This is a genomic window from Trinickia fusca (genome assembly GCF_003628145.1).
GTDB lineage: Bacteria > Pseudomonadota > Gammaproteobacteria > Burkholderiales > Burkholderiaceae > Trinickia > Trinickia fusca.
Map to the genome: position 1 here is coordinate 289,180 of NZ_RBZV01000004.1, position 7,586 is coordinate 296,765.

The 7,586-nt window shown below is 57.3% G+C and carries 8 protein-coding genes and 1 pseudogene; 2 read left to right on the forward strand and 7 right to left on the reverse strand.

What is annotated here, in order from left to right; all coding sequences use genetic code 11:
* Positions 1–196: 196 nt before the first annotated feature.
* The 6 genes from D7S89_RS13285 to D7S89_RS13320 form a co-directional block, all read right to left on the reverse strand.
* Positions 197–1,087 (reverse strand): glycine zipper family protein, encoded by an 891-nt coding sequence (locus D7S89_RS13285; protein ID WP_121278143.1) that lies wholly within the window; start codon positions 1,085–1,087, stop codon positions 197–199.
* The gene (locus D7S89_RS13290; protein ID WP_121278144.1) at positions 1,087–1,638 is read right to left on the reverse strand and encodes a PAAR domain-containing protein; all 552 of its coding nucleotides are present in this window, start codon (positions 1,636–1,638) and stop codon (positions 1,087–1,089) included. Before D7S89_RS13290 ends, D7S89_RS13285 begins: the two co-directional genes overlap by 1 nt.
* Before the next feature lie 583 nt (positions 1,639–2,221).
* Positions 2,222–3,298 carry a DUF6765 family protein gene (locus tag D7S89_RS13295; protein ID WP_121278145.1) on the reverse strand — a complete coding sequence of 359 codons (1,077 nt, stop codon included), beginning with the start codon at positions 3,296–3,298 and terminating at the stop codon, positions 2,222–2,224.
* A 753-nt stretch (positions 3,299–4,051) separates the two neighbouring features.
* Positions 4,052–4,582, reverse strand: coding sequence for a hypothetical protein (locus D7S89_RS13300; RefSeq protein WP_121278146.1), 531 nt, complete (start codon positions 4,580–4,582; stop codon positions 4,052–4,054).
* 623 nt (positions 4,583–5,205) lie between these two features.
* Complete coding sequence (locus tag D7S89_RS13315) at positions 5,206–5,709, reverse strand: HAD domain-containing protein (protein WP_245982875.1); 504 nt, start codon at positions 5,707–5,709, stop codon at positions 5,206–5,208.
* Between the two features lie 175 nt (positions 5,710–5,884).
* Positions 5,885–6,442: an HAD domain-containing protein gene (locus D7S89_RS13320; RefSeq protein ID WP_121278148.1), complete on the reverse strand. Its 558-nt coding sequence runs from the start codon at positions 6,440–6,442 to the stop codon at positions 5,885–5,887.
* A 284-nt stretch (positions 6,443–6,726) separates the two neighbouring features.
* Between D7S89_RS13320 and D7S89_RS27805 the strand changes: the two are divergent.
* A pseudogene (locus D7S89_RS27805) lies at positions 6,727–6,885 on the forward strand (helix-turn-helix domain-containing protein); the annotation flags it as partial.
* Positions 6,886–6,903: 18 nt separating this feature from the next.
* Here the strand turns inward: D7S89_RS27805 and D7S89_RS27810 are convergent.
* Positions 6,904–7,044, reverse strand: a complete 141-nt coding sequence (locus D7S89_RS27810) for a hypothetical protein (RefSeq protein ID WP_245982910.1) — start codon at positions 7,042–7,044, stop codon at positions 6,904–6,906.
* Here D7S89_RS27810 and D7S89_RS27815 point away from each other — a divergent pair.
* Positions 7,009–7,215, forward strand: coding sequence for a helix-turn-helix domain-containing protein (locus D7S89_RS27815; RefSeq protein ID WP_245982906.1), 207 nt, complete (start codon positions 7,009–7,011; stop codon positions 7,213–7,215). The two genes, D7S89_RS27810 and D7S89_RS27815, sit on opposite strands and share 36 nt — an antisense overlap.
* Positions 7,216–7,586: the final 371 nt, after the last annotated feature.

A 7,586-nucleotide genomic window follows, 5' to 3' on the forward strand; every position in this document is an offset into this window, starting at 1 on the left:
GATTCCCGCTTCGGCAAGGTCCTGTACGACGGGATATCCAACGTCGGGCCGACGCAGTGACCGGCTGGCTGAGTCGCCATACGTTTTGCGCAGAGCCTTCGTGTCAAGGCCAAACAAGCGCTCGAAGGTATTGCTCCGCTCGATTCGGATTCGGCGCTCCATAAGCGTATTTTTCAAGCTGAACATGTGGCGAAGATTAGAGTGGGTCGAATTTCTTGTTGAGCCAGTCCGCGCCAAAGTACCCAACTGCACCGAACAAAAGCCCGCCAATCGCTCCCGTGATGATAGCCCCAGGGCCGGTCTCAACACCGATGCTCGCGCCCAGCGCTGCCCCAATCCGCGCCCCCGCCGTGGCGCCGCTCCAGCCGCCCATCTGTCTTACGGCTTCCCTTCGAATCGGACGGATGCTCTTTGTTTGCACCGATTGCTCAGCCGCCACGTCGAGGTCGTACGCGGTGAACACGATTCCGAAAATTTGGACGACGCGCGCGTACTTCGTGAATCCGAGCGCAGTCCGTAGCGACCTTTCGTTGAAGATGGCCGATGCCGGAACCTTGGGACTCTGAACAAGCACCTCCTTGTCGATGTCCTTTACATACCCCGCAATCTTTGACACCCGCTTGGCCAGGTGCGGATTCTCGGCTTTGTATTGCTCAAGAGCCGTCAAGATTTCATCGGTCTGCACCAGCTTCGCGCCCGCGCGCTTCGCTTTCGCGATATCGATGACGATGCTGCGGCCTTCGAAGCGAGGCGAGCCACCGGGGAACAACTCGCTCGTCGAGACGTAAGACGACATATTGTTGCCCATCACGTGTTCAGCGACGCTCGTTCCGGCTTCGAAGCTTTTGGGAGACAGTCCGTACTTCTCTGGATGCAACTCCTGCAGCTGCTGGAGCGGAGAAAGCCCCATGTCCCGCAGGAACACGTTGTCCGGTGCCGCGTAAATTTTGCGAACGAGAAATCCGTCTTTCCCTGGCTCGTCGACAATCGCGAAGAAGAATGCGCGTGCCGGCATGAGGTGTCCGGTCACATCGTGCCGCGAACCTTCCTTGTCGTTGGTCGGTGTCTGGTAGTGATAGGCGGGCATTATTTCTTCCACTTTTCCAAAGCGGCGACGCCGACTGCAATCGACAAGGTTTCGATGCTGCCCGTCGAAACTCGCGGGCACAGCCCATCCTCGTCCGTCAAACCCTGGTATTCGTTACCAGACTGGTCCCGGATGTGATACGGAACGTTCGCGAGAGGTTCGCCATGCTCATCGAGGATTCGGACTTGCTCGTCAAAGGCATGCATGGCTTGGTCGCTCAGTGGGCTACCGTCGGCTGCATACCCCATCTGCGCGAGTTGATGTCCCTCGAAGGTCATGAACATATCGTTCTTCGAGGCAATCATCCGAGGCGGAGGGTCGCACTTACAGATGCACAGGTCATTCTCCAAGGCCACCTGCTTGCCATCGAACGTCATCGGCCAAGACGGACCCGCGCCAACAAGGCGGCCATTCGATTTGCAAGCAGGGCAGTGGACAAGCGCGCCATGATAGGCGAGAGGCGTTCCATTATTGAAGCCCGCAGCCACTCCCTCTTGCACAATGCCACCCGCCGTCGTTCTATCCCCTAACACGAGCATATTGCGTTTCATGCGATACCTCTATCTGACCATTGCCCGATTCGACGGCCGCTCCGAACGCGCCTCTCGTGCAAATCTCGACTGATTTCCACTTCCCGCCAGTAGGTGTCAAGCATCCGGTTATACATGCGCGGAAAAACCGGGAATCATAGATTAAAACGCAACGAGAGCACAGTGCCTCAGGCAAAATCAGACGAAGTCGCCGTCTCTTTTATGCATTGCGCGTTATATATAAAGACAGGCCAGTTTTTGCTAGCTAGCATGTCGCCGAAATTTGGACATGAGGGGCGAAACCAGCGGTTGCTGCGCGTTACGCGAAGCAACGACAGCCGTTGTTCCTGCTCCCAGACACCTTTCCGAGGCTGAAAATGAATGCAGCCCCGTTGCCCTAGAACTCATTGGCCGTATGAAATCGAAATTTGAGATTTACGCGGCCAAAGGTTTTAAATCAATAACATAGGATAAGCTGGGAAGTCGCAGTGCTCGAACACGATGCCGGCGAACTCGAAGGGATGTGATATCAAGCTGTGTCACCAGCTCCACGATGGTCGACGGAGCCGCCCGTTGCACGGCTCCCACAACAACACGTACAGCGCTAGCAGAGCCGAAGTCCGGCCTCCGGCAACACTTCTTGCACAGCCACGAAGCGGTGCTCCTTCGTAGCATCGTGAAACTTCCGATAGTCCGATTGTTCGAACACTTCCGACCAAACGGGCGCTTCACCGCTGTCGTCGTCGCCGGCCAAACGTGTGGCGGCATGCTTCCACGAACCTGGGCCTTTCGCGATGTAGTCCGGCAGCGCCTCGTTCAGGCCAGGAAGCTTGCCCGAAGCGAGGGCTTCTTTCCAGAAAGACAAGCGCTCGTCGGGGTCATGGCTACAGTTTTCGCGAAGCAGGTTCCCGAGAGCGGCTTTTGCGTCCGGAGGCAGGCCCGGCTGAGACTCGAATTCCTGCGACTTGGCTTTGAATGCCTGCACCACCTTGCAGGCCATGTCGGCCGCTTGGACGAAGTCCGGAAGATTGTCGCGATGAACCATCTCCTCCGACACCTTGCAGCGGTACCTCCACGTCGCCCAGGGCATGTCGGGAAAATGCAATGCTGCCCCGTGGCCCAGGCCGGACAGCGCGTCTATTGCAAGGCTTTCTACCTTCTCCCCAGCAGAAATCAACGTCTCCTTCAATTTCCCGAGCCAAGTTTCGTGGTCGTGGTCATCGCCTTCAAGGTGCGTGATACGGTTGTAATCGCTCGCAACGCCGCTGAAACCCTGGTGTGCCCAAGTATCAACGTAAACGTGCAGCGTTACGCCGAGACGGTGTAGCGCGTTGTAGGCGCCGTGCGCATTCAGCGCTCGCCGGACGACATCTTTGGCAACGTCACTGTTTGGCCGACATACGGCTTTCTCAGCGACCGACTTCCCCTGCGCGCCGGGCAGGAAATGGAACGGCACCCATATCCGGCGATTTTGGTCGTCCTCCTCGTTCTTGTAATCAATCATTTCGTGCGCGCTGGCGATACGCTCGAATCGCTCTCCGTCGGCGAACTTGAGTAGGCCGTCCGTCGTAGCGTCGTCGACATACTGACAGGAGTGGGCAACGGTCCGTGCTTCAGCTACATCCAGGCCGCCCAGTCGCGCGACGGCATAAATGACCCCGTAATGAAAATCAATATTCACAGTTGGTCCTCGTTCTCATGGTTATGCGCCACCAAAAATGTGCTCTTTGCGATGGCGAAACACGAGCATAGCCCACGCCGACCAAGCCCGTGAATATGGGCCAACCCGCAAATCGAACGGACCATATCTGCGATAACGAGGTGCCGGTATTCGGGCGCGTTCGAGCACCCCTGCGGCCAATCGAGACGGGATTCGTCTATTTTGAGAGCGCGGCAGTTGCTCGGGCCGACCATCCCTTTGGGCGACTAGTCGGAAATACGGCGACAGGTTCGCCCGCAACCGACCCACGCTGCTGCGCACGAACTGCCGGCCATGACACCACGCGCCGGTATCCCACCTACTGTTAGCACGACGGAAGTCGATATCAGAGGTCTTTCGTCAATCGCAGCGAGCACGTGGGCATCGACAGCCGCTCAAAGGAACGCTACGCGAAGACGCTCAGCATCTTCGCGTGCAGCCTTCGATTCGTTCCGGAATTCCGGCCTTCGCCGACGAGAGCCGCTCGTAAGGGATGCCGCATAAACGGTATAAACGGCGACTCTACATTCGTTGAAGCAGTACAACGCTAGGTTTCGGAAGATTCTGCTACTCAGCGGGCAGGTGCGCTGCCTTTGGAGAAAAGCAAGAGCATCATACCTCTACACTTCACGCTACGTTTTACACGTCAATGACAAAAACAAACATCACGCAATTCATTTCTCTTGCCGAGTTCGACCGCTTGTGCGAAGACCTTCGCGAGCGCGGCTTTCTTCTTCAACGATATCCGGTTGCCGCATCTGCCAAGAGAGCCGAGAGCGCGTCGTCCCCGACCAACTCCGGAACCCATTCGAAAGGGGGAATCGCATCCGGAAATCCAGCGATTGGCACCGCTTCGTCCAGCGGCTTACCGAAGGCATCGTGTAGCGAAACCATTGCCGTCAAATCTACTACCTCCCCGTTCGAAGCGGTGAGCCAGACGTGATAGGTGCCGGTTCTCCCCATCGCTGGAAACTTCGAAAGCTCGAACGCGAACAGCGGGTGTCCCTGTATGTGCAGGCTTCCGACCGTTATCGTGCATTGCATGCCGATAACCTCCTCGACCGTCGGACGCAATTCGCTCGTCCTGCTCGCACACTGCAATGCAAACAGAGCCGGCGAAGGGTAAAAGCGCGTTAGCCGGGCCATGAGCTCCGCACCGTGCTCCTCCGTGATACGTCGACCAGAAACGGTAGCAACGGGGGGTACAACGAAACCGAGCGCTGCTGTGTTGCGTTGAGCCTGCGCGAAGTCTGCTTGATATCCCATTCTCAGCGTTAAATTTTGTTACGGCACTGATATATCGTCACGGCGCGTGAATTTCTGAAGCCCTGCTCTCGGTGTGACGCTGCTGGCGTCTGCGCAACCCTCGGTAATCTCGGGCAGCTCGTAACGCTGTAGGCCTCTTTGGCGCTCACCTGGCAATGTGTTTTCGGACGTCGTCACCCATGCTGACGATGTCGTCCGGGACATCAAACTTCCCCTTTGCAATACCGATGCGTTTTTCCTTGCGGCTAAGCCGAGCCTCTGCGGAAGCCGCTGCTCAAGATTTTCCAAGCTCAATGGCCAGTCGACCCTGTCACTTCGTGTGGCTGCCGCTTCATCGCTTTGCGACGTAGCTCATGCAGCTCATGCAGCTCGTCGCGCAACAGCTGCTTGAACCTGTAGCCGATTTCGAACGGGGACATCGTCCGAAGTGCGACGTACTGTCGTGGCGTCATCTCGCCGAGGACCTGCATGAGGCCCTGGTCCATAGCGTCCGCAATCACGCAGTCAAGCGTCGGTTGAAGTGAGTCGGTCGATTTCGTGGTCGACTTTTTGGTTCGCATTGTTCTTCTTGCTCGATACGGACTACGCGCCCTCCAGCTCGCAGTGCCGCCAGCCGCTATCGACTATGAAAATCGTTCGCATAGTCTGCGCCGCAGAAGGTCGACGACAGCAGGGTCACCCAACCCGCACTCGGACTGACAATGGATGAGCCGCTCTCTGCAGCTCTCGAATCCGTCGCTGCGGTCATCAATCGCAAGCCATTCGAGGCGCTCGCGTCCTTGTCGTCGTACGTAGTCCAGAATCTGCGCTCCGCGAGACAGCATCGGCCACAACTGTTCGTCGAACTCACAGCCTTGGTACGTTCCGCCGATTACCCTTGCGCGCAGCGAGGGCGACGGCAACTGAGAACAGGCATAGTCGACGCCGAATCGATAAGCCCAATCGCTCGCGAGGACAATCTGCACGGCCGGGTACGAATTCAGTGCGTCGTCCAGTACGGGCAGGTACTCGAAGAGCTCGATGTGCCCGGGCGAGCTACTAACGATGTGATGTCCGGCGACATACGAGTTCCCTCGATGCAAAACGCCGTCGATGTCGAGAAACAGAATTTGACGCTGGCTCATCATCGGTGCTCGTTGTCCCGCTACGGCGCACGCCGCGCGTAATTCGCAGGCGTAGTGTAGTTGCCGGCCATCGGCCAGCTACCAAGAGAGAATCTGACCTGAAGTGACGGGCAGTTTCATCATTGCGCGGCCCATGCGCAAATAGCTCACAACACCAGGCCGAGTCGGTGTCGCGCATTCAAATGATTCGCTGCCTGCCATGGGCAAGGTAGCTCTGAACACGCTGCATCCACGGGTTGCCGGCGGTCGCTCTCATGATGTCGTCGGCAGAGGCAGGCCGTTGGGCAGCCTCGCCGTATTCCTCCAATAGCTGTCGCAAGCGGTCAGAAGCCTCTTCGTCAAAACCCGCTTCCGAATCAACGTTGACGCGCCTTCCCATTGTCCCCTCGCTGAACTCGAAATCCGACGAGGTGACCACGACGTACGGCTCGGACCGGGAGGACATAAATTTCAATATGGACTCTTCTTTCGTTCCGCCGAGAATTTTCACCGAGTTCACGATGCGCGGCCCAAACAACGCGCATTCCTGCCTCAAAAACTCGAGGTCGTAGAGCAGTGGCCAGTCGTTTGCAATGACAACGAGAGCCCCTGGGAACGGCTCGATTGCCTGTGCGAACAGGCGAGCGTCCGATTCGAGTGAACGGGTCGCTGCAGGCTCGTTCTCACGAGTCGTGATGGACGGATGTCGGTCAATCGCGCCCAGTACACCGCTGACGCAGAAGAAAAGCAAAACCATATGTGCCCCATCGGGAAGGTAGCGGCCGGCTCACCACCGGAAAGTTTTCAATTCTCGTGACTGACCAGCCGGTCATGCGGAAACCACGGGCCTTATCAATTGCGCACGCGTCCCTCGGGGCATCGCTCCGATGGGCTATCACTGGCGCTACTCACAATGTGTCCGAGACGGAGCCGCTCACCCGGCCGACTCTGGCTAATTGTAGCTTTTTATGCGTGCTTATTTCAAGCGTGCATATGCGGAGTGGTAGAAAATTTTTTGACTGCAAGGGATGCTGTGCGGCTATGCCGAAGCTCCATGACGCGGTCGCCAGCGGACTGTCCGAACGACTTAGAACGATTCGAAAACGTGCCGGCCTCTCGCAAGACGAACTCGCTGCGAGGGCGTCGCTGGCTCGTCCCAACCTCGCGAGCGTCGAACAAGGCCGGCGGGCAAACCTAAGGCTTTCCACGCTTTCTCGGTTAGCGGACGTGCTCGATGTCGACGTTGTCGACTTCTTTGGCGACCGACCTATCGAAGAACAGCAACCGGCTGGCGAAGACGCCACGGCTCGGGCGATAGCGAATGTGAAACGGCTGCGCAGTGAGGCAGGGCTCAGTCAAGAAGCACTCTCGGTCAAAGCCCATCGATTTCGGACGTACGTCGGCCGGTTGGAGAACGAAGCGGCCAGCCCAATGGTGGTCGATTTGCAGGACCTAGCTGACGCCCTGGGAGTTGCTATTTCCGAATTACTCCGCCCTGCGTCGCTTGAGACCCGCAATAACGCAGGATAGAAGGGCTAGCGGCTTCAGAGCCTCTTCTTGCAGTTCCTCAAGTGTCTGCATCGTCCTTCTTTGAGAAGGATGAGTCTCTTGCCAGCAAAGGGAGCTAGCTCAGCGGCGAAGCGCATCCACCATTGATTGCTAGCGTAGGCCGCGAAGGGGCATCGGTGGCCGCACGTTCGCGCGTCACTGAAGCCTTCAGCTCAGAGCACCGACGCACCGAACTGAAGACTTTCTTGTCACACTGAAAACTTTATTGTGACACTGAAGACTTTTTTGTAACGCTACAAGTGTCTGCATCGTCCTTCTTTGAGAAGGATGAGTCTCTTGCCAGCAAAGGGAGCTAGCTCAGCGGCGAAGCGCATCCACCATTGATTGCTAGC